Raw genomic sequence first — 19,325 nt, 5'->3', positions numbered from 1 at the left:
GAGATCGAGGCTTCGTTGGAGACGAAGCCGGAGGTGAAGACGAGAGCCGCTTCCTTGCCGTGCAGGTCGGCCAGCTCATGCTCGAGTTCGACCAGCGGGTTGGACGTGCCGGAGATGTTTCGGGTGCCGCCGGCGCCGGAGCCCATCTTGCCGGCCGTGTTCTGGAACGCGGCGATCACGTCCGCGTGCTGGCCCATGCCGAGATAGTCGTTGGAGCACCAGACGGTGATTTCCTCGGCGCGACCGTTGGCACGCCAGATGGCGCGCGGGAACTTGCCCGCGATGCGCTCGAGGTCGGCGAAGACGCGGTAGCGACGCTCGGCATGGAGCTGATCGATCGCCTCCTCGAAGAAACGCTGGTAATTCATGGATTCGTCCCTCCGACCGCGAAGCACCTCTGCTGGTCGATGCGATGTGAAATGCTGATGCTCGCGCCGCTTTGATTTCCGTCAAGGGCAGGGTACTCAACGCTCCGTTGAATGGGTATGCCGTCGGCGATGCGAGCAATCGACTCATTCGCTGATATTGCGCAAGGTGTCGTATCTGACGATCTCAACGTTGCGCAGACCGAGAAGACGTATCGTACCCTTGTCCTTCAGCTTGGTGAACACACGCGACACAGTCTCGATCGTGAGGCCCAGATAGTCGCCGATGTCCATCCTCGACATCGGCAGTTCGACCGGCTGCAGTCCACCTTGGCGCTCCGCCATGTCGAGGAGAAAGGCCGCGACGCGTTCGATGGCGCTCTGACGCCCGAGAACCAGAAGATGCTCCTGCGCCCGTATCAGGCCTTTGAGGGCAAGCGGCAGCAGTTTACGGGAGACATCCGCGCCGGCCGCGGGCCGGACAGCACGGACACCAGTCGCGTTGATCGCTTCGGCAAAGAAGTGATGCGTGGCGTCTGCTTCAAAGCCGAAAGTCTCGCCTGCAAGATGAAAGGCGCTGATCTGCCTGCGACCATCGGCGAGGAGGCGGTAGAGACGGACGGCGCCGAACTCGACCTGGTAGAGGGCTCCGGCCTTTTCGCCCTGGGCATAGATTTCCGAACCTGAGGGATAGAAGCTGACCGGTTGCGGCTGTGTGCCATCGAATGCCGCTGGAAGACTCATTTGATCGGATTGCGAAGGCAATGCTCTAGATAGGGTGTAGGCGTGCATGGCTGTTTTCCCGGTTGTCCGTGACACAGCAATCGCGCCAATTCATACGTTGCGAAATTGGGTTATGTCCCTACGGAGAACTACCTATCCCTCGATCCGCGGGCAGCTTTCAGCCAAATTGTCCGGATCGAGAAAGCAGCCGTACCAAGCCAGACAAGCGCTAGCTATTCCACGGCTTCCCGACCCGACACCTGCTGCACAAGGAGCCGGAAGAACACATGCGGTGCGCTGTCCGAAACAGCAGGCATGATCGGCTTGAGCGCGCCGGGCTCCCACCAGTTGGAGTGCTTGCTCAACATCGCCCAGGCATGGTCCCGTTCGAGCTTGTGGCCAATCCGATCCGGCAGCTCTTCAAAACGGCCCTCGACGACCACGCTTTTCCATCTGCGTCCTTCACCTCGTTCACCAACCTGAACGGAGACCAGCGGATTGGCTCGCATCCATTCGATCTTCTTGCCCGGCATGGAAAACGCATAGAGATGATTGTCGGCGTGGACGTAGTAGATCGGCACGACGTAGGGTTGCCCCTCCTTGGCGCAAGCCAAGTGGCCAACGCGATTGGCGGTCAAGAACTTCGTGCATTCCAACGCGGAAAGGATCCGGATCAGCATCGGTGCAATCTCCAATCTGTGGTCATGGTCTCTGGCCGGTCTCTGGCGCCCCATCCTGCAGACGGTCAGGAGGTGAGATCGAGACTTCGGGCTCCCCGCGCCAGGAATGGCGCCCTGGGAGACTGCACTATTGGTTAGCAGCCAAGCTTCTCCCGTTAGGCGCCCAGCTTCCGGCATCTGTCTGTCGCGGGGGTATCGGTCAGTCCGCTGGCCACAGTTCACGAAGCGACTTCTTCATCGAGCTTCGGATCTGCACGATCTCCCTATGCGATATATGGCGCTCGAGAAGCGTGAACACGGCGTTGATAGCGATGTCGAAATCGATCTCGTCGTCATAGCCGAAACTGGCTCTGACGCTCGTGATAAAGTCGCGCTTCTTTCTCTCGCACGCCGGCTCTGGCGATGGTTTCCAGCCGTCGAAGTAAACGCCACGGACCAGGACTGGCAACTGCGCCGATAGATCGGCCGTTTCTGCAGGCGACAGCCAGTCGCGCAGTGTACGCAGAACGGATCTCATCAGCCGATAGGCGCTTGGCTCGCTCCAGCCGAGATCCTTGGCCAGTTCGTTGACCCATTGCTGCGCCTGCTGGGCCGCATGGTTGAAGGTGGCAAAGAGGTGTGGGACACGATGTGGTTCATGCGATTGCTCCTTGGAAGCTTCCGCCAGTTTTCGCCCCTCGACGATGTTTGCGCATTGAGTTGGATCAATCTGTAGGAGAAGTCCACTGCTTCGCAAATGATCAGACGTGACCTTTTCCGGCATTCACAGCAACCGAATGGCAGCCGGAATTCTCGAAAAATGATGCAAATCAATGCGCGCCTGGTCATTTGTGAACATCGTGATGCGATGTGGAAGCAAATCCTAAGCGCTCCGTCTGGCTGCGACCTCGAACTGGCCGTCTTTGATGAGGACGGCGGGCACTCGCTTGTGTTTCCCTGCCGGAAGGCAGACAAAGGCTGGCAGAATGCGGTGACCGGCGCGCTTGTCGACATTCGGCCAACTCATTGGCGCGATTGGCAGGCGGAAAGAACCTCAGCCAGCCATGACAAATCTGTCGGAGGTCAAGCTTAGCTTTTGGATTCCATGATCAACGCCATGCGCACGAGATGTGAAAGGCTGCCGGCCATCATTTTGCTCATCACGTTGGCACGATGGATCTCGACCGTGCGCGGACTGATGCCCAGCTCGTAGGCGATCGTCTTGTTCGGCAGCCCTGACACCAGGCCGTTGAGGACCTGCCGCTCGCGCTCCGACAAAGTCGACAGGCGACTGCCGATCTCGGCGGATTGAGGGTGCGTGGCGCCCGCATGCTTGCCCCCATCGAGTGCCGAGCGGATCGCGTCGATCAGAATCCGGTCGTCGAATGGCTTTTCGATGAAGTCGGCGGCTCCTTCCTTCATTGCCTGGACGGCGAGGGCAACATCGGCGTGACCTGTCATGACGATCGTCGGAATCGTCTGGCCCCGGGCCCTGAGCTGTCGCAGGAACTCGATGCCGTCGATACCAGGCATGCGCACATCGGTGACGATGCATCCTTCGATCTTGCCGGTCATCGTGTCGAGAAAGGCCGTTGCCGAATCGTGCAGCCGTACCGCGAAATTCGCCGTGCCCAGAAGAAAACCAAGCGATTTTCGAACGTCCACATCGTCGTCGACCACGTGCACAAGATCATTCCCGGCCATCGGTGACCTCTTCCCTTTCAACGATGCGCAAGGTGAACCGGAATGCGGTGCCCCCCGTCGGAACCGCGTCAGCCCATATATGGCCGCCGTGCGACTCGACTATCGTACGGCAAATGGAAAGTCCGACACCCATGCCATGTTTCTTCGTGGTCACGAAGGGCTGGAAAAGCTGGGCCGACACCTCCGGCGCGAGGCCAGGGCCTGTATCGATGACACTCACCTCGGCCATGCCATCTTCGCGGGCAACGGTCGTGACCTGTAATTCACGGCGCGGCGCGCCTTGCATGGCTTCCACCGCATTGCGCATCAAGTTGAGCAGAACTTGCTGGATCTGGATACGATCGGCCAGGACAAGTTCGGCGGCGAGATCCAGCTTGTAGCTGACGCGCACATCTATTTCCCTTGCGCCGACCAACGCCAGGGATGAGGCCTCCTCGATCAGAGCCGGCAGGCGCTGGACCTGGCGTTCGCTTTCGCCCCTGGCGACGAAATCCCGAAGGTGACGAATGATTTCTCCTGCTCTCAGCGCCTGTTCCGCCGCCTTCTCGACAGCCTCCCGCAGCATCGGTGCACTCGCTTCGGTGCTGCCTTCGAGAAGCCTGCGACTGCCCTTTAGATAGTTCGTGATCGCGGTCAGCGGCTGGTTGATCTCGTGCGCCAGCGTCGATGCCATTTCGCCAAGCGCGGTAAACCGGGCCATGTGAAGCAGTTCCACCTGCTGCTCCTGAATTCTCGCCTCTGCCCTGTGGCGCTCGGTCAGGTCGCGGCAGAAGCCGGTAAAGAATCGTCCAGTTCCGGGATGCATCTCGCCGACGGAAAGTTCCATCGGAAACGTCGAGCCGTCCTTGCGCATTCCGGTAACGGTGCGGCCGAGCCCAATGATGCGGCGTTCACCGGTCGTGAGATAGCGTTGCAAGTAGGCGTCGTGCTCTTCGCGGTAGGGGGACGGCATGAGAAGATTGACATTCTGACCGATGACTTCGTTTGCCCGATAGCCGAACAGCGTTTCGGCAGCGGTGCTGAAGGACTGGATATACGCTTGCTCGTCGATGACGACCATCGCATCCGGCACCGTTGCCAGGATCGACCGCAAGTGATCTTCGCGCAGCTGAAGAGCCGCGTTTGCAAAGGAAAGTTCGCTGACATCGGTGCCCTCGATGAAAATGGCGGTGATGTGGCCGTCCTCGGCTCTGATGGGCTGGTAGACGAAATCCAGGATGCGTTCTTCGACCGGTTCGTCGTCCCTGTTGCGCAGAGTGACCTTGACCCCCCGGCCCCTGTAGGGCTCACCGGTTTCGTAGACCTGGTCCAACATTTCATACAAGCCCTGGCCCGCAAGCTCGGGCAGGGCCTCGCGCACCGATTTTCCAATGACCTGCCTGTTACCGATCAGCCGTTGATAGGCACCGTTGGTCAATTCGAAAACGTGACCTGGCTCGCGCAACAAGGTCATGAATCCTGGAGCTTGGTCGAACATCTGCGACAACGCCGATTTCAGCATCGTCCCACCTGTCGACAAATCGCGCGCTTCGTCCACATGAAATCCCTGGATTGGTGCCCCCGCGGCAAAGCCTAATTAACATCCCTTGCCGTGCAAGCAAAACCAATCGAGCCAGGGTGTGTGGTGTGACCGCTGAGGATTTGAAAATTGCTCTCTGATTAGCATCAAGGCGGGCGGCGCCGAGCGGGCGCAATTCATCACGACAATCGACCGCTCCGCGAAAGGCGCCTGACCTGATGTCACGCATCGGCTGGCTTCGGCAGCGGTGCCTGGCCTGGTCACCAGCTTGCTTCCAGCCATTCACGGGTTCGGAGCGTCCTCCTGATCGGTCAGGATACGCTCGGCCGCGCCATCAAGATCGTCATACTGACCACTCCTCAGCGCCCACAGGAAGCCCAGCAGGCCCAACGTGCCGAGAAACAGTGCAACTGGTATAAGATAGACGAGTGTCGTCATGGCATTCGTGCCGATGCTTGAAGACCCGAAATCGGGCCTCGCGGGGCAGTCGGGGCCTGTTGGCCCGGTGCGAAGCCATGCAGGCGTAACGCATTTGCAATGACAAGCAGTGAGGAAATCGACATCGCCGCCGCCGCGATCAGCGGCGTGACGTGACCGAGGATTGCGACAGGCACCGCAACCGCATTGTAGACGATTGCCAAAGCGAGATTCTGCCGGATGAGCCGTCCGGCTTTTCTGGACACCTCCAGCGCGAGCGGTATCGCCAGGAGGCTGTCGCGCAGGAACACAAAGTCCGCGGCGTTGCGGCCGATGTCGGCCGCCGTGGCTGGCGCGATCGAGACGTGCGCCGCACTCAATGCGGGCGTATCGTTCAAGCCATCGCCAACCATCAGAACCTTGTGCCCTGACTTGGCGAGGATTTCGATGTGCTCGACCTTGCCGGACGGCAGGAGGCACGAAACGAAGTCGTCGATATCGAGCGTCCGAGCGACTTCAGCACAGGTTCCCGCGGTATCGCCCGACAGCATTTCGACCGACACGTCAGCGCCTTTCAATTGCGCCACGGCGGCCTTGGCGTCGGCGCGTAGCGCATCCTCGAATTCGAAGGTAGCGACAATGGTTCCGTCCTTCGTCAGAACCGTTCCACCATAGCCATGCTTGCCTTCACCTCCGGTTCTGCCTTTCCATCCGGCCCATCCGCGCCGACCCAACCGCCAAGTGCCTCCTTCGGAGATGGCTTCGATTCCGAATCCCGGATGCTCGGTAATGGCATCGAATTTCGACTGCCTGCCGAGAATGGCAGAGCCCGCGATTGCCTTTGAGAAAGGATGGCGCGAGTTTGAGGCGATGTTGGCAGCAATAGCCAACATGTCGGGGTCGATTGAGGGGGCGTTGACCAGCCGGGGCTGTCCCTGCGTGAGCGTTCCGGTCTTATCGAACGCCGCTATGTCAATCGTTGCCAGACGCTCCATTGCCGAGCCATCCTTGACCATGATGCCGCTCTCGAACAGGCGTCGAGCAGCCACCACCTGCACAATTGGTACCGCAAGGCCAAGCGCACAGGGACAAGTGATGATCAGGACCGCGATCGCGATGGTCATCGCCCTGTGCCAGTCGCCTGTGGCGGCCATCCATCCGAGGAATGTCGCGAAGGCGGTGAGGTGGACAACCGGGGCATAGAGTGCCGAGACGCGATCGGCGATCCGGCGATACCTCGCCCGCCCGCCCTCGGCGGCCTCCATCAGCCGAACCATTTCCGCCAGGAACGAGTCTTTTGCGGCAGCCGTGGCCTCGATCGTCAGGGGACCAGTGAGATTGAGTATGCCGGCTTGGACGATTTGTCCGGCCGATGCCTGTCGCGGCGTGCTCTCGCCGGAGACCAGGGAGCAATCGAGGTCCGATGTCCCTCTGAGTATCTTGCCGTCAACCGGAATCCTGTCGCCTGTAGGCACAAGGATCTGCATTCCTGGCTCAATTTCGTCAACGGGCAGGTAATCGCGAGAACCGTCGACGCGTACGACCATTGCGCCGCGCGCGGCAAGCCGCGACAGACCTTGCACAGCGGTTCGCGCGCGTTCGCGCATGACATGGTCGAGCGTCCTGCCGATCAACAGGAAGAACAGCAGTGACACCGAAGCGTCAAAATAGGCGTGATCGCCGTGGTTGATTGTTTCGTAGAGGCTCATTGTATAGGCGAGCGAGACGCCTACCGCGATCGGCACGTCCATGTTCATGCGACCGTGGCGCAATGCATTCCAGGCCGAGCGAAAGAAAATGCCGCCCGCGAAGGCGAGAGCAGGAATCGCGATGAGCGCCGACACCCAGTGGAAGAGGTCGCGCGTCGCGCCCTCGGCTCCCGACCAGACCGACACCGAGAGCAGCATGATGTTGCCTGCAGCGAAGCCCGACACGGCGACGGCGCGTATCAGATCAGCCAGCGTTTCGTCGCGCGTCTCGGCGGCGGGATCGAAGAGATGCGCCTGGTAACCCAGATCGGCCAAGACGCTGACAAAAGGTGGCACGTCGCCGTCATGCCAGCGGATTGAAACCCGCTTCGTGGAGAGGTTGACGCGGGCAGTCTCGACCCTGTCGAGCTTTCCGAGCGCAGTCTCAATCGTGTGTATACAGGCGCCGCAATGGACGGCCGGCACCGAGAGGTCAGTCTGCATGACGCCGTCGCCAAGTGGCCGGCTTGCCAGGGTGATTTCCTGGCTCGACGGCAAGTTCGCCGTCGGTCGGCCTAGATCCAGCGCGGATTCAACTCCCGGTGCGCAACAACTCATTGGATCTCACCGTGAGCAATGAGGACCCGTCGAACCTCGCGATAAGGCTCGGCAAGGCCGGCGTCGGCGTTGACCTCGACGATCCAGACACCGTCCCTTGGCTGGTGCGGGGCGGCGAAATTCTGTTCCGGAGCGAGACTGACCGACTTGTCTTCCTTTTCGTATGCAGGGTGACGGAACATCACCTTTGCCCCGTGCAAAGGGACCGGCTTGCCGGACGCGTCCACCAGGCTGTAGCTGACGATACCGCCGGAAATGACGAGGTGGCTCTTCCAGCCAAGTGCTGCCTGGGCGCGACCTTGCTCGGCCTTCTTGTTGAACTGCTGGCTCGCGACATAGGTGTTCTCGACGACGAGGCCCGTCCAGCTCGTATTGGCAAGGGTCGCCATCAGGATGTTGACCCCGATGACCACGCCGAAAAAGGCGACGATGCTGGCAAGCATATGCCGCCCGGTGAATTCGCGGGGCCGTTGTGTTCGAGCGCTCACCTGGCTGCCTCCGGCGAATTGAACGTGGCGGTATATTGGTTTGATTCGAATGATGCTTTGTCTTCGGCAACGAATTTGAAGGTCTGTGCTTCACCCTGAATCTTAGCGGCGGGCAGGCGGACAAAGATCTTCAGCATTTTCAGCCGGTCAGGTTCCACAGGGATGGCAAAGGACCGCCCCGCGGGAAGCTCATTGCCAACGATGCTCATTTGGGCACCGTCGAGCCCCTGCAAGCTGATCACGATTGTCCTTGGCTCCGGGATCATGTTGAGGAGCTTGACGGCGTAGCCGTTGCGGATGTCGCCGTCGGACAGTTTCACGAATTGCGGGTTGCGGTCATGAAGCACGTTCACTTCGAGCCGATCGCGCGTCAGCAGCGAATAGACCAGTCCCAAACCGAACATCGACCACAATGCCATGTAAACGAAGGTGCGGGGCCGGAAGATCTTTTTCAGATGGAAATGCGCGACCTTGTCGGAGAATTGCCCGTCATCGGTCCTGATCAGCGATGGAGTGATCGGTGAAGCTCCGTTCGCGGTCGCCAGTGCCATGTTTGCATTGTAGTCGGTCAGCGTGGCGTAGGAGATCAGCCCGCGCTCCTTGCCAAGTTTGTCCATGACGCCGTCGCAGGCATCGATACAAAGCGCGCAGGTAATGCATTCGAGCTGTTGGCCGTGGCGGATATCAATCCCCATTGGACAGACAGCAACGCAGGCGTTGCAGTCGACGCAATCACCGACCGGAAGGCCGGCCGCCTGGATCTTCTTTGCATGCCGCGAACGCGGTTCTCCGCGCCAGTCGTTGTAGGTGACGGTCAGCGAACTCTCGTCGAGCATGGCTGCCTGGATCCGCGGCCATGGGCACATATATGTGCACACCTGCTCGCGCATCATTCCACCGAACGTATAGGTCGTCGCCGTCAGGATGCCGATCGTGATATAGGCGACCGGTGCCGCGGCGCCGGTAAAGACCTCTCGCAGCAGCGTTGGCGCGTCGGCGAAATAAAAGATCCATGCTCCGCCTGTCGCCATCGCTATGACCAGCCAGATGAAATGCTTGGCCGTGCGCAGAGCGAGCTTGCGAACCGTCCACGATCCGGCGTCAAGTTTCATGCGGGCGTTGCGATCACCTTCGATCGCACGCTCGACGACCAGGAACAGATCGACCCAGACGGTCTGAGGGCAAGCATAGCCGCACCAGGCGCGGCCGACCGTCGACGTAAGCAGGAAAAGGCCGACACCAGCCATCACCAGAAGGCCGGCTACGTAGTAGAATTCCTGCGGCCATATCTCAATGAAGAAGAAGTAGAAGCGGCGGTTCGCGAGGTCGATCAGCACCGCCTGGTCCGGGGCGTAGGGGCCTCGATCCCACCGCAGCCACGGCGTGAGATAGTAGATACCAAGGGTGATGGCCATCACCAGCCATTTGAATTGACGAAAGTTGCCGGAGGCACGTTTGGGAAATATCTTCTTGCGCGCGGCATAAAGCGGTTGCCGCGTCTTGGCCGAGTTGACCGGCTCTGCCTCCAGCCGTTCTATCTGCGTTTGGTCCAGCACCGCGATCTCCGGTCGAGCAGTCTGCAGTTTCATGTCGGGCAAATTTGCCGGGCGGCGGTCCACACCGCGTTGATGCAGGTCAATCTCCATCATGATCGCAAATGAATCGGGGCCCGGCTTGGCCAGGCCCCGTCGCTTTGGTCGGTGAAGTTGAGAACAGGCTTCCCCCGCCTATTCTCCGCCGCCAAGCGAATGCACGTACACAGCAAGTTCCTTGACCTTGGTCTCTCCGAGCCGCGATCCCCAGGCCGGCATCACGCCCTGCCTGGGGGCTCGGACCTGCGCCGCGATGGCACTCTCGCCCGAACCGTAGAGCCAGATCGCGTCGGTCAAATTAGGTCCGCCTACTTCGCGACTGCCCTTGGCGTTCTCACCGTGACATGCGACGCAGGTTTCCGCGAAAACCTTGGCGCCCGGCGCGACAAGGTCCGGCCTCTGGACGGTGCCGGACAGGCTGGCGACAAAGGTGCTGACCTGATCGATCTGTTCCGGCGTCAGGACGTCGGCGAAGGCCGGCATTTCCGAGACGCGGGTGTCGGAATCGGTCAGAAAGCGGATGCCGTGCGTGACCGTCTGCTGAATTTGATCCGGTGTGCCGCCCCAAAGCCAATCATCGTCATTGAGATTGGGGAACCCTTTGGATCCTTGCGCGCCTGAACCGTGACACTGGGTGCAATTGACCTTGAACGCCGCACCGCCGGCGGCGACGGCGAACTCGCGCAATGTGTCGTCAGCGAGGATTTCGGACACGGATTTCGATTGTACCGCCACTACGTATTTGTCCTTGGCGGCGTCGGCGGCCGCCAGCTCATTCTTGACGTCGTTGCGGCTGGAATAGCCGAGCACGCCCTTCGTGGCAGAGCTCAGCATCGGCCACGCCGGATAGGCGATCGTATAGCCGATGGCCCAGACGATGGTGATGTAGAAGGTAATGACCCACCATCGCGGGAGGGGATTGTTGAGCTCCCTGATCCCGTCCCATTCATGGCCAGTCGTGGAGACGCCCGACACTTCGTCGATATGTTCATCACTCATGGTCAGTCGTCCTTCAGGGGGATTCGGGCTGCTTCGTCTGCCTGGCTCTTGCCACCTGGCCGCAGCGCGAAGACGATTGCTCCGACAAAGAAGAGAGCCATGAAAAGCAGAACCCAACTGTCGGCGAATTGCCGCATCGCATTGTAATCCATTGCTTTTCCTCAACGGTATCCTGCGGATTCGTCGTAGTTCTTGAAGTCGACCAACGTGCCGAGCATCTGCAGGTAAGCGACCAGCGCGTCCATCTCGGTGACCTGGGCTGGGTTGCCGTCGAAATCGCCGACCTTGACTTTGGGATAACGCTTCTCGAGCGCTGTCGTGTCGGCGGCAGGATCAGCCTGGGCCTTCAGATCGGCGTTGGCGTTCGCTATCATCTCGGCCGTGTAGGGAACGCCGACATCAGCGTTCGCGACGAGATGTGTTGAAAAGTCTTTGACGTCGAGCGGTGTATCCTTCAGGAACCCATAGCTCGGCATTATCGATTCAGGCACGACCGACTGCGGGTTTGTCAGGTGCTGTGTGTGCCACTCGTTGGAATATCGATCGCCAACACGCGCCAGATCCGGACCGGTACGCTTTGAACCCCACTGAAAGGGATGGTCGTACATCGACTCCGCCGCCAGGCTATAGTGCCCATACCGCTCGACCTCGTCGCGGAACGGTCTGATCATCTGGCTGTGGCAGAGGTAACAGCCTTCGCGCACGTAGATGTTGCGGCCGACCAGCTCCAGCGGCGAGTAGGGCCGCATGCCTTCGACCTTCTCGATCGTATTGTCGAGATAAAAGAGCGGTGCGATCTCGACGATGCCGCCTATTGTCACGACCAGCAGGGAACCGGCGAGAAGAAGCGTCGCGTTCTTTTCGATGACCGAGTGTTTGTCCATCAAGCTCATTTGAATGGCTCCTTACTGCGCGGGCTGAAGGGTCGGGATGGAGCCCGGCATGGGAGCCTCCTGGCGCTGGTGACCGAGGATCGTCATCGTGATGTTCCAGGCCATGATCAGCGTGCCTGAGAGATACATCGCTCCGCCGATGGCACGCATCACGTAGTAGGGATGCATGGCGGCCACGGACTCGGCGAAGGAATAGACCAGGAAGCCCTGCTCGTCGTATTCGCGCCACATCAGGCCCTGCATGATGCCGGACACCCACATCACGGCCGCGTAGACCACGATGCCCAGTGTCGCCAGCCAGAAGTGCCAGGTGACGAGGCGCAGCGAATAGAGACGCTGGCGGTTCCACAGCTTCGGAACCATGTAATAGAGCGCGCCAAACGAGATCAGGCCGACCCAGCCGAGCGCACCCGAGTGAACGTGGCCGATTGTCCAGTCGGTGTAATGAGACAGTGAATTTACTGCCTTGATGGACATCATCGGGCCTTCGAAGGTCGACATGCCGTAGAAGGCGATCGCGGCAACCATCATGCGAATGATCGGGTCGGTGCGGATCTTGTCCCAGGCGCCCGAAAGCGTCATCAGGCCGTTGATCATGCCGCCCCACGATGGCATCCACAGCATGATCGAGAACGCCATGCCAAGCGTCTGCGCCCAGTCGGGCAGGGCGGTGTAATGCAGGTGATGCGGGCCGGCCCAGATGTAGAGGAAGATCAGCGCCCAGAAGTGGATGATCGACAGCCGGTAGGAGTAGACCGGCCTGTTGGCCTGCTTGGGCACAAAATAATACATCATGCCGAGGAAGCCGGCGGTCAGGAAGAAGCCGACCGCGTTGTGGCCGTACCACCATTGCGTCAGGGCATCCTGGACACCCGAGAATGCCGAGTAGCTCTTCGATCCGAGGAACGACGCGGGCATCGACAGGTTGTTGACCACGTGCAGCATCGCGATGGTCACGATGAAGGACAGGTAGAACCAGTTGGCGACGTAGATATGCGGTTCCTTGCGCTTCAGGATGGTGCCGAGGAACAGGATGAGATAGGCGACCCAGACTATGGTCAGCCAGATGTCCACGTACCATTCGGGTTCGGCATATTCCCGGGATTCGGTGATGCCGAGCAGGTAGCCGGTAGCCGCCATGACGATGAAGAGCTGATAGCCCCAGAATACGAACCAGGCCAGATTGCCGCCGAACAGCCGCGCGCGGCAGGTGCGTTGGACGACATATAATGATGTGCACAGAAGCGCGTTGCCGCCAAAGGCGAAGACGACGCCCGACGTGTGCACCGGGCGCAGACGGCCGAAGTTGAACCATGGCTGGATGTTGAGCTGCGGATAGGCCAGTTGTAGCGCAATGATCACGCCGACAAGCATGCCGACGACACCCCAGAACACGGTGGCGATCGCGCCATAGCGGATAGGCCCGTCCAAATAGGCTGATGGATCGATCGGGGCAGCGGGTGCGAAGTTCGAGTTGCGCAGCAGAATGGCGGTGAAGCCGAGTAGTACGAAAAACAGCACCCACATATGTTGCCGGAAGGGCTCGTCCGTGCCGAAGCCGGCCGCCGCCAGAGCGGCGAATGCGAACAAACTCAAGGCGAAGGTTTCTCTGCCGAATTTCATGACATGTCCCCGAGCGCGAATCCGATGTGCGGGATGTGACCCCTCTGCCTAATCAATTCCGCGACTGGCCTGCCGACGCCTTGATCCATGTCAAAGTCGATGCTTCAACAGTCGGACAATCTTGCGCATTGGTTTCATGCGCGGAGGTTCCGATGGCCCGTGGCAAATCGTCAGTTGTCGTTAGGTGCGACCAACCGGAAGCCTGTCCGGTCGTTGAGGCATGCGTTCAAGGTGGGCGCGTGCCGTGTCTGGATGTCTCTCGCTGGCATGATAAAAAAATGCGCCTATGCGACGAGCTGGAGGCTGTTGCCGATGGGTTGCCTTCCCGGGTGGATCGGCTGAAATGCCTTCTGGTCGCAAATGAGCTCGTGCCTTTGCTGCGTAGAAGCCACGCTTATGAGGAGGAACATATCTTCCCCGCGTTTGCGCACGGCAGCACCAATGACTCCGCTCGGGGCACCTCCATACGCCGCCTGAAAGCCGAGCATGTCGAGGATGAGTGTTCGGCGCAGGATCTGACGGACACTCTGCTTGAGATCGGGCATGGGTCCGTTGTCGCCAATCCCGAAGCCTTCGGGTTCATGCTGCGCGGCTTCTTTGACAGCGTGCGCCGGCACGTGGCCTTTGAAAGGGAGCATGTGCTGCCGACGATCCTTGCAAGCGAGGTCGGCTAAAGCGCGTCGCGCTGAAACGGATTCAGGGCGCCGCGCTTTAGATCATTGTTTTGATGCATGTCGTGTTCGCAAAACCGCTGCGCACTTTTGCGCGATATGCATTAGGCGCCGGAGCGTTGTTTCAGCCTGTTCATGTTCTCGACGAAAACGTGACGGTTGTTCTCGATACGGATCACTCCGTCGGCGCGCAGCCTGGTCAGTTGACGGCTGACCGTCTCTATCGTCAGGCCGAGAAAGTCGGCGATATCCGCCCGTGTCAACGGCAGATCGAAGGTCGCCGACCCGGTGTCCTGAGCCGCCGCCGGATCAATGTTCGTTGCAATGATGAGCAGGAAGCTTGCCACTTTTTCCGAAGCCGTCTTGCGCCCAAGCGTCACCATCCAGTCACGGGCCTGGTCGAGTTCCTTGAGCGTCTGTTGGAGCAGGCGGTGTTCCAGCTCAGGCGACACTTTCATCATTCGCTCGATTGCCGTCTTTGGAAAAGAACACAGGGAAACATCCGTCGCGGCCTCGGCGTTGATCGAACTTTCGAGCTTGAATGGACGCCCCAGAAAATCGGGCGCGAACTGAAGGCCGACGATCTGCTGGCGCCCGTCCGAGAGAGTCTTGGTCAGCTTCACCACGCCTGAAAGCACATTCGAAAAGCTGTCGATCGCTTCGGCATCGCCAACCAGTTCGGCTCCCGGCTGAACGCTGTGCTTGGACGAGTTTCTCGCCAGGTCGACTAACTGATCCGGATCGAGCGCACCACAGACGCCGCGATGCCGCGCTTCGCAAGATTTGCAGAGCACCGGAATGTCGGAGTTGTGAACGTCACGCCGCACGGCCATCGCATCACCTGTGATCGGATGCCGCCAGACAGCATCGCTTTTTCTGCCATGGTTGCGTCAGTTCTTTCCCGGCACCTTGATCAAAATCAAAGCTCCTGCAGCCAGATGAGGCCTAACTGGAGGCCATGCAAAAGCCAGAGACCTGCGAGTTGAGACCGGACCTGACCGCCAGCTTGAGCGAGAACGTGCCGCGTTACACCAGCTATCCGACCGCGCCGCATTTCCATGCGGGGATCGACGACATGGTCGTTCGCGGCTGGCTGCGGACAATCGGCGCCGTCGACGAAATATCGCTCTACCTGCACGTCCCTTATTGCGACAAGTTATGCTGGTTCTGTGCCTGCCATACCAAGCAGACGCGCCACTACGCGCCGGTGGCGAGTTTCCTTCGCTCCCTGCACAGCGAAATCGAGACGGTCGCGGAGCTCCTCAGGGGCAAGGGCAGGGTGCGCGCAGTCCATTTCGGCGGCGGCTCACCGACCATGCTGACACCCGATGACCTTGTGGCTCTTGGAAGGCGCCTGCGAGCCGAGTTCGACTTTCTTAACGATGCCACCGTCAGTGTCGAGATAGAGCCCAATGACATGGACGAGGCACGCCTGGATGCGCTGGCGCAAATTGGCATGACGAGGGCGAGCCTCGGTGTGCAGGATTTCGATCCCAGGGTGCAGAAGGCGATCAATCGCGAGCAGAGTTTTCTACAGACCAAGCAGGTGGTGGACGGCGTGCGCTCGCGCGGCACGAAATCCGTCAATCTCGATCTGCTCTATGGTCTGCCACATCAGACGCTTCAGAGCATCGCCACGACAGTTGAACAGGCCTTGACACTGGCGCCCGACAGAGTGGCGCTTTTCGGCTACGCGCATGTGCCGTGGTTCAAAAAGCATCAGACGATGATCGATGAGGCCTGGTTGCCGGATTCGGCCCAACGCCTCGGACAATCACAACTTGCCGCGAAGATGATTGAAACGGCCGGCTACCAGGCCGTCGGGCTCGATCATTTCGCCAAGCCCGGCGATTCGCTGGCAATAGCGGCAGCGCCGGGCAAATTGCGCCGCAATTTCCAAGGCTATACCGAGGATCAATGTGAGACCTTGATCGGGTTCGGACCTTCCTCGATCAGCCGATACAAGCAGGGTTACGCACAGAACATCGTGGCCACTGGCGAGTATGAGAAGGTAGTCGATGGCCGGCGATTGGCGACGGCACGCGGCGTGGAACTCAGCCTCGATGACCAGGCGAGGGCCTGGATAATCGAGCGACTGATGTGCGATTTTTCCTTCCCGGCCATCGAACTTGTCGAATGCTTCGGCGATGTTGGGCAGGGATTGCTTCTTCAGGCCAGTCGGCTCGGCAATGTCGGCTCGGGGTTGCTTCGACTCCAGGGCGATGATTTTGTCGTGCCGGTAGAGTGCCGTCCTCTCGTCCGGACCATTGCGGCCAAATTTGACAAGTATCTCCAGGCCGGAACGGCCAGGCACTCCGTCGCATTCTGAGCGTTCGGCGTGCGCACCCTTCCGAAGATCGCCGTCGACCGAGTTCGGGCAACTTGAGCGACGCGATCCGTCGATTCCCATGTTCAAGTAGTCGCCTGGTTCGGGCGCCCGCTTCTTACCCGTGACCATCGAGCGAACGAGGTTTTCGTGATGACGCAGACTGGCAAGAAGCACCCCGGCAATGTGCAGGCCAACCAGAAGGAGGACCGTGTTGCCAAGCAACTGATGGAGTGTCTGCAACCAGCCGACGCCCAAAAAGCGTCAGTGGTCTGCAGCCAGCCGGTCAGGGCTATGCCGCAGATCGTGACAAGCAGCGCCAGCACCATGGCGGCGCCCGCCGGGTTATGTCCGAGATATCCTTTTTCGCGATGCGCCGCGATGTCGCCGAGATAGGACGTCACGGCGCTTGGGCCACGCACGAATTGGGCAAATCGGGTGTACCTGGAGCCGACGATGCCGGCCAGAAGCCGCGAGGCGACCAGCGCAAACACCGTAGCCGGCGAGTTCATGAATCTTCACGATCAGCCCCGACGACAGCCACGCCACCGTCACGCTCAACACCAGCGCCCAGTGAACCAGGCGAACACAAGGACTCCAGACCTTGACCATGTTCCGGCGGGAGGAAAGGGTGGCGTTCATGTCGATCAGCCTTCGTCGCCGTCGGCGTCGCTGCCGACCGGAGCCAACGTCTTGGGATCGAACATGGTCTCGACCCGCTTGCCTTTGCCGTCGACCGCATAGGCTTCGTAGCAGCCGCTTTCCGACTTGATGTTGCGCACCTTCCAGCCCTGGGCCTCGAGTTTACTCTGCAGTGCCTCTGCCGGCTGCCACTGGTCGGCAGGTACATCGCACTTGTTGCCGGCAAAGGCGGTTGCGATTCCGGCCGCGCTGAGCATCAGGGTGGCGAAAATCATCGTCTTCATCTTCAAGTCTCCATCGGCCAATTCCGATGCGGCCAACATCACGATGCAATCTGACAGCAACCTGAATGCGAAGCGCAATTCGAGATCCGGGCCTCGGGGGCGTTCAGGTTGGTGTAAGGTTTTCGGTGCAACGAGCACCGCGTCCGATGCGGACAGGACAGGGATGGAGGAGAGGTGCGGGTTCTTTTAATCGAAGACGATCGGATTCTTGGCGAAGCAGTTCGCGACCACGTCGCCGCCGCCAGCCATGTCGTCGATTGGTCGAAGACACTTGACGAGGCCCGCACCTGCCTGGCTGTCATTTCATATCAGCTCATCCTGCTCGATCTCCAACTCCCTGATGGGAGGGCAGGATTTCTTGAAGGCCCTGCGACGCGATGGAACCGATACGCCGGTGATCATCCTCACGGCGCGGGACCAACTCTCGGATCAGATCGAAGGTCTGAACAGCGGCGCCGACGATTACCTCGTCAAGCCTTTCAATCTCGAAAAGCTGTCGGCACGGCTGCAAGGGGTGGCTCGCCGTTATACCGGCAAACCCAATCCAATTGTCCGTTTGGGCAAGGTCGAGATCGACTTGGCACGACGCGACATCACCATCGACGGCAACTCCACTTCGCTTACCGGCCGCGAGTGGGCGGTGCTGGAACAGTTTCTGCAGCGGCCGGGCGCCATTGTGAGCAAGGCTCAGATCGAAGACGCGCTCTATGCGTTCGGCGCGGAGATCGAAAGCAATGCGGTGGAGGTGTACATAAGCCGTCTGCGCCGCAAGATTGGCAGCGACACCATCCGCACCGTGCGCGGTGTCGGCTACCGTGGGATGACCCAATGAACGGCCGTACAAGTCTGGTGCGCCGGCTGGTCGTCGCCCTCAGCACGGTGATGGTGGTTTACGGCCTTGTGGCGGCCATCGCCGGCGGCATCACCCTGCATCGCGAAATCAACGAAGCCATGGACGTCGCCATGAGAGAGGCAGCCAGAAGACTGCTGCCGGTAGTGGTAGCCGATCTCATTGGGAAGGAAGCCCAGGCTGCGCCGCGGGTTTTCGGAAGCCGATAATGACGAGGACGGCGACCGGCTGGTCGTCCAGGTTCGCGACAAGCAGGGCTTGGTGCTGCTGCATTCAAATCACGCGCCATCGTCGCCGCTTTCGCTGATCCCAGTTCCTGGTTTCACCGAGAACAAGGGGTGGCGTATCTATACCGAAGCGGCGGTGAGCGGAACGATTTTCATCCAGATTGCCGAGCTTGAAAGCCGTCGAGACGAGGAGACACTGGAAGCCGCATTCGGCTTCCTGCTGCCCCTGGTCCTGCTCACGCCACTGGCGGCGATCGTCTGTTGGCTGATCCTGGAGCGTTCCCTGCGTCCCGTTCTGACGTTGCGCAGCGAGATCGCTGGCCGCCACGGTGACAATCTGGCATCGATCCGCACCGAAGACCTTCCATTGGAATTGGCCGCCATCGCCAAGTCCGTGAATAGCCTGATGCGGCGGCTTGGAATGGCTTTGTCGGCAGAAAGGGAATTCACAGCTAATGCGGCGCACGAACTACGCACACCTATAGCCGGCGCCCTGGCGCAAGCAGAGCGCCTGCTCGCCGAAGCGCCTGACCTCAACGTCGGCAACCGCGCCCGTCAGATCAGGGCGTCACTCGCCAATCTTGCCGGGCTTTCGGAAAAGCTGATGCAGCTGGCAAGGGCCGATGCCGGCGTTGCGGCGGCATCGCAGCCGGTCGACCTTGGCTCGGTCGCTGCCCTTGTCGTCGAAGAGTTCGGTCGGAGCGCTGGGCAGGGCGAGATCGATCTTGTCAGACCCAGCAAGGATGCACCAATGGTCGAAATCGACCAGGACGCGCTCGCGATTGTCATCCGCAATCTGGTCGAAAACGCGGTACGACATGGCGCATCGGGCAAGCCGGTAAAGATCTCCATCGGCAAGGATGCCAGCTTGCGCATCATCAATGAATGCGGGTAATTCAGGCGGCGGAACTCGGCGGCTTGACGCAGCGTTTCGCGCGAGGTGCCCCTCCGGCAGACGGATCGGGCCTGGGTCTCGCCATCGTCAGCAACATCGTCGAGCAGGTCGGCGGAACACTGCTCTTGAGGTCGCCGGCCTC

General features: G+C 60.1%; 22 protein-coding genes and 1 pseudogene. 6 read left to right on the top strand and 17 right to left on the bottom strand.

Features of this window, described 5'->3' with window-relative positions; genetic code table 11:
- The 4 genes from O7A60_RS26270 to O7A60_RS26255 form a co-directional block, all read right to left on the bottom strand.
- Nucleotides 1–368, bottom strand: a 368-nt coding sequence (locus O7A60_RS26270; protein WP_337108658.1) for an aminotransferase class I/II-fold pyridoxal phosphate-dependent enzyme, incomplete at its 3' end; no start/stop codon positions are given.
- Between the two features lie 144 nt (nt 369–512).
- Nucleotides 513–1,157 carry a helix-turn-helix domain-containing protein gene (locus O7A60_RS26265; protein ID WP_337108657.1) on the bottom strand — a complete coding sequence of 215 codons (645 nt, stop codon included), beginning with the start codon at nt 1,155–1,157 and terminating at the stop codon, nt 513–515.
- Nucleotides 1,158–1,321: 164 nt separating this feature from the next.
- Entirely contained in the window at nt 1,322–1,768 is a 447-nt protein-coding gene (locus O7A60_RS26260; protein ID WP_337108656.1) for a pyridoxamine 5'-phosphate oxidase family protein, read from the bottom strand.
- A gap of 199 nt (nt 1,769–1,967) precedes the next feature.
- Nucleotides 1,968–2,531, bottom strand: a complete 564-nt coding sequence (locus tag O7A60_RS26255; RefSeq protein WP_337108655.1) for a DUF2267 domain-containing protein — start codon at nt 2,529–2,531, stop codon at nt 1,968–1,970.
- Nucleotides 2,532–2,567: 36 nt separating this feature from the next.
- Here O7A60_RS26255 and O7A60_RS26250 point away from each other — a divergent pair, with 36 nt between their 5' ends.
- Entirely contained in the window at nt 2,568–2,840 is a 273-nt protein-coding gene (locus O7A60_RS26250) for a hypothetical protein (RefSeq protein WP_337108654.1), read from the top strand.
- Here O7A60_RS26250 and fixJ read toward each other — a convergent pair.
- The 10 genes from fixJ to ccoN all read right to left on the bottom strand — a co-directional run bounded on the left by fixJ (nt 2,837) and on the right by ccoN (nt 13,288).
- Complete coding sequence (gene fixJ / locus O7A60_RS26245; RefSeq protein WP_337108653.1) at nt 2,837–3,451, bottom strand: response regulator FixJ; 615 nt, start codon at nt 3,449–3,451, stop codon at nt 2,837–2,839. The genes O7A60_RS26250 and fixJ overlap by 4 nt on opposite strands.
- The gene (locus O7A60_RS26240; RefSeq protein ID WP_337108662.1) at nt 3,438–4,952 is read right to left on the bottom strand and encodes a PAS domain S-box protein; all 1,515 of its coding nucleotides are present in this window, start codon (nt 4,950–4,952) and stop codon (nt 3,438–3,440) included. Before O7A60_RS26240 ends, fixJ begins: the two co-directional genes overlap by 14 nt.
- Before the next feature lie 300 nt (nt 4,953–5,252).
- The gene (ccoS, locus tag O7A60_RS26235; RefSeq protein ID WP_337108652.1) at nt 5,253–5,408 is read right to left on the bottom strand and encodes a cbb3-type cytochrome oxidase assembly protein CcoS; all 156 of its coding nucleotides are present in this window, start codon (nt 5,406–5,408) and stop codon (nt 5,253–5,255) included.
- Nucleotides 5,405–7,693, bottom strand: coding sequence for a cation-translocating P-type ATPase (locus tag O7A60_RS26230; protein ID WP_337108651.1), 2,289 nt, complete (start codon nt 7,691–7,693; stop codon nt 5,405–5,407). The genes ccoS and O7A60_RS26230 overlap by 4 nt, the downstream gene beginning before the upstream one ends.
- Complete coding sequence (locus tag O7A60_RS26225) at nt 7,690–8,181, bottom strand: FixH family protein (RefSeq protein WP_337108650.1); 492 nt, start codon at nt 8,179–8,181, stop codon at nt 7,690–7,692. Before O7A60_RS26225 ends, O7A60_RS26230 begins: the two co-directional genes overlap by 4 nt.
- Entirely contained in the window at nt 8,178–9,770 is a 1,593-nt protein-coding gene (gene ccoG / locus O7A60_RS26220) for a cytochrome c oxidase accessory protein CcoG (protein ID WP_415926860.1), read from the bottom strand. The genes O7A60_RS26225 and ccoG overlap by 4 nt, the downstream gene beginning before the upstream one ends.
- Nucleotides 9,771–9,908: 138 nt before the next feature.
- Nucleotides 9,909–10,772: a cytochrome-c oxidase, cbb3-type subunit III gene (gene ccoP, locus O7A60_RS26215; protein WP_337108649.1), complete on the bottom strand. Its 864-nt coding sequence runs from the start codon at nt 10,770–10,772 to the stop codon at nt 9,909–9,911.
- Between the two features lie 2 nt (nt 10,773–10,774).
- Entirely contained in the window at nt 10,775–10,924 is a 150-nt protein-coding gene (locus O7A60_RS26210; protein WP_015316364.1) for a cbb3-type cytochrome c oxidase subunit 3, read from the bottom strand.
- A 9-nt stretch (nt 10,925–10,933) separates the two neighbouring features.
- Entirely contained in the window at nt 10,934–11,665 is a 732-nt protein-coding gene (gene ccoO, locus O7A60_RS26205; RefSeq protein WP_337108648.1) for a cytochrome-c oxidase, cbb3-type subunit II, read from the bottom strand.
- Between the two features lie 12 nt (nt 11,666–11,677).
- On the bottom strand, nt 11,678–13,288 hold the full coding sequence (gene ccoN, locus O7A60_RS26200) for a cytochrome-c oxidase, cbb3-type subunit I (protein WP_337108647.1): 1,611 nt from the start codon (nt 13,286–13,288) through the stop codon (nt 11,678–11,680).
- 152 nt (nt 13,289–13,440) lie between these two features.
- On the opposite strand from ccoN, the gene O7A60_RS26195 reads away from it, so the two are divergent.
- Nucleotides 13,441–13,962: a hemerythrin domain-containing protein gene (locus O7A60_RS26195; protein WP_337108646.1), complete on the top strand. Its 522-nt coding sequence runs from the start codon at nt 13,441–13,443 to the stop codon at nt 13,960–13,962.
- A gap of 101 nt (nt 13,963–14,063) precedes the next feature.
- On the opposite strand, the gene O7A60_RS26190 is transcribed toward O7A60_RS26195, so the two are convergent.
- Nucleotides 14,064–14,792 carry a Crp/Fnr family transcriptional regulator gene (locus O7A60_RS26190; protein WP_337108645.1) on the bottom strand — a complete coding sequence of 243 codons (729 nt, stop codon included), beginning with the start codon at nt 14,790–14,792 and terminating at the stop codon, nt 14,064–14,066.
- A 149-nt stretch (nt 14,793–14,941) separates the two neighbouring features.
- On the opposite strand from O7A60_RS26190, the gene hemN reads away from it, so the two are divergent.
- Nucleotides 14,942–16,288: an oxygen-independent coproporphyrinogen III oxidase gene (gene hemN, locus O7A60_RS26185; RefSeq protein WP_337108660.1), complete on the top strand. Its 1,347-nt coding sequence runs from the start codon at nt 14,942–14,944 to the stop codon at nt 16,286–16,288.
- A gap of 83 nt (nt 16,289–16,371) precedes the next feature.
- Here hemN and O7A60_RS26180 read toward each other — a convergent pair whose 3' ends face one another.
- Both O7A60_RS26180 and O7A60_RS26175 read right to left on the bottom strand, forming a co-directional pair.
- On the bottom strand, nt 16,372–16,797 hold the full coding sequence (locus O7A60_RS26180; protein ID WP_337108644.1) for a cytochrome b/b6 domain-containing protein: 426 nt from the start codon (nt 16,795–16,797) through the stop codon (nt 16,372–16,374).
- A 135-nt stretch (nt 16,798–16,932) separates the two neighbouring features.
- Entirely contained in the window at nt 16,933–17,211 is a 279-nt protein-coding gene (locus O7A60_RS26175) for a PepSY domain-containing protein (protein ID WP_337108643.1), read from the bottom strand.
- A gap of 174 nt (nt 17,212–17,385) precedes the next feature.
- On the opposite strand from O7A60_RS26175, the pseudogene O7A60_RS26170 reads away from it, so the two are divergent.
- The 3 genes and pseudogenes from O7A60_RS26170 to O7A60_RS26160 all read left to right on the top strand — a co-directional run bounded on the left by O7A60_RS26170 (nt 17,386) and on the right by O7A60_RS26160 (nt 19,183).
- A pseudogene (locus tag O7A60_RS26170) lies at nt 17,386–18,043 on the top strand (response regulator).
- Nucleotides 18,040–18,270, top strand: coding sequence for a hypothetical protein (locus O7A60_RS26165; RefSeq protein WP_337108642.1), 231 nt, complete (start codon nt 18,040–18,042; stop codon nt 18,268–18,270). The pseudogene O7A60_RS26170 and the gene O7A60_RS26165 overlap by 4 nt, the downstream one beginning before the upstream one ends.
- The gene (locus O7A60_RS26160) at nt 18,224–19,183 is read left to right on the top strand and encodes a sensor histidine kinase (RefSeq protein WP_337108641.1); all 960 of its coding nucleotides are present in this window, start codon (nt 18,224–18,226) and stop codon (nt 19,181–19,183) included. The genes O7A60_RS26165 and O7A60_RS26160 overlap by 47 nt, the downstream gene beginning before the upstream one ends.
- The last annotated feature ends 142 nt before the right edge of the window (nt 19,184–19,325 follow it).

This window comes from Mesorhizobium salmacidum (SeqCode) (genome assembly GCF_037179605.1).
GTDB lineage: Bacteria > Pseudomonadota > Alphaproteobacteria > Rhizobiales > Rhizobiaceae > Mesorhizobium > Mesorhizobium salmacidum.
This window is presented reverse-complemented; position numbering and strand designations above follow the sequence as displayed.

Excerpts from the sequence above, each read along its gene's own strand:
- O7A60_RS26230 (WP_337108651.1), bottom strand. The coding sequence starts at position 7,693 with ATGAGTTGTTGCGCACCGGGAGTTGAATCCGCGCTGGATCTAGGCCGA.
- O7A60_RS26250 (WP_337108654.1), top strand. The coding sequence starts at position 2,568 with ATGATGCAAATCAATGCGCGCCTGGTCATTTGTGAACATCGTGATGCG.
- O7A60_RS26265 (WP_337108657.1), bottom strand. The coding sequence starts at position 1,157 with ATGCACGCCTACACCCTATCTAGAGCATTGCCTTCGCAATCCGATCAA.
- ccoP (WP_337108649.1), bottom strand. The coding sequence starts at position 10,772 with ATGAGTGATGAACATATCGACGAAGTGTCGGGCGTCTCCACGACTGGC.
- O7A60_RS26210 (WP_015316364.1), bottom strand. The coding sequence starts at position 10,924 with ATGGATTACAATGCGATGCGGCAATTCGCCGACAGTTGGGTTCTGCTT.
- O7A60_RS26240 (WP_337108662.1), bottom strand. The coding sequence starts at position 4,952 with ATGCTGAAATCGGCGTTGTCGCAGATGTTCGACCAAGCTCCAGGATTC.
- O7A60_RS26255 (WP_337108655.1), bottom strand. The coding sequence starts at position 2,531 with ATGCCGGAAAAGGTCACGTCTGATCATTTGCGAAGCAGTGGACTTCTC.
- O7A60_RS26260 (WP_337108656.1), bottom strand. The coding sequence starts at position 1,768 with ATGCTGATCCGGATCCTTTCCGCGTTGGAATGCACGAAGTTCTTGACC.
- O7A60_RS26165 (WP_337108642.1), top strand. The coding sequence starts at position 18,040 with ATGAACGGCCGTACAAGTCTGGTGCGCCGGCTGGTCGTCGCCCTCAGC.
- O7A60_RS26190 (WP_337108645.1), bottom strand. The coding sequence starts at position 14,792 with ATGGCCGTGCGGCGTGACGTTCACAACTCCGACATTCCGGTGCTCTGC.
- ccoN (WP_337108647.1), bottom strand. The coding sequence starts at position 13,288 with ATGAAATTCGGCAGAGAAACCTTCGCCTTGAGTTTGTTCGCATTCGCC.
- O7A60_RS26175 (WP_337108643.1), bottom strand. The coding sequence starts at position 17,211 with ATGAAGACGATGATTTTCGCCACCCTGATGCTCAGCGCGGCCGGAATC.
- ccoO (WP_337108648.1), bottom strand. The coding sequence starts at position 11,665 with ATGAGCTTGATGGACAAACACTCGGTCATCGAAAAGAACGCGACGCTT.
- fixJ (WP_337108653.1), bottom strand. The coding sequence starts at position 3,451 with ATGGCCGGGAATGATCTTGTGCACGTGGTCGACGACGATGTGGACGTT.
- O7A60_RS26180 (WP_337108644.1), bottom strand. The coding sequence starts at position 16,797 with ATGAACTCGCCGGCTACGGTGTTTGCGCTGGTCGCCTCGCGGCTTCTG.
- ccoS (WP_337108652.1), bottom strand. The coding sequence starts at position 5,408 with ATGACGACACTCGTCTATCTTATACCAGTTGCACTGTTTCTCGGCACG.
- O7A60_RS26195 (WP_337108646.1), top strand. The coding sequence starts at position 13,441 with ATGGCCCGTGGCAAATCGTCAGTTGTCGTTAGGTGCGACCAACCGGAA.
- ccoG (WP_415926860.1), bottom strand. The coding sequence starts at position 9,770 with ATGAAACTGCAGACTGCTCGACCGGAGATCGCGGTGCTGGACCAAACG.